The organism is Fibrella rubiginis, assembly GCF_017353185.1.
In the GTDB taxonomy this organism is placed as follows: domain Bacteria; phylum Bacteroidota; class Bacteroidia; order Cytophagales; family Spirosomataceae; genus Fibrella; species Fibrella rubiginis.
In genome coordinates, this window is sequence record NZ_JAFMYV010000044.1 from 1 (window position 1) to 510 (window position 510).

The 510-nt window shown below is 58.6% G+C and carries 1 pseudogene; it reads right to left on the bottom strand.

Annotation, left to right across the window (positions count from 1 at the left end):
• Window positions 1-510 (bottom strand): annotated as a pseudogene (locus J2I47_RS26395) (hypothetical protein); the annotation flags it as partial.

Genomic DNA, 510 nt, shown 5'->3' on the forward strand with positions numbered 1-510 from the left:
CTGGTCATGGTGGCCGTTACGGCGGGGTTGACCGTGACGGTGCCTGAGGTGATGGCTGAACAACCGTCGCCGCTGGTCACTGTTACCGAGTAGATGGTCGTCGCGTTGGGAGAGACTGCCAGGATACCCGTCGTGTTGCTGGTGCCGTTGCTAAAGAGGTAGCTTGCCCCGCCGCTGGCGATGAGCGTAGCCGAGGTGCCATCGCAGATGGTAGCGCTGGTCATAGTGGCCGTTACCGATGGGTTCACCGTTACAGTACCCGTCGTGATAGCCGAGCAACCATACGTGTTTGTCACCGTCACCGAATACGTGGTCGTTACGGCAGGTGAAACAACCAGGTTGCCCGTGGTGTTGCTGGTGCCATTGCTGAATACATAGTTCGTGCCGCCTGTAGCTACCAACGTGGCTGATGTACCATTACAGATGGTGCTGTTGGTCATCGTGGCCGTTACGGCTGGGTTGACCGTGACGGTGCCTGAGGTGATAGCCGAGCAGCCGTAGGTGTTGGTC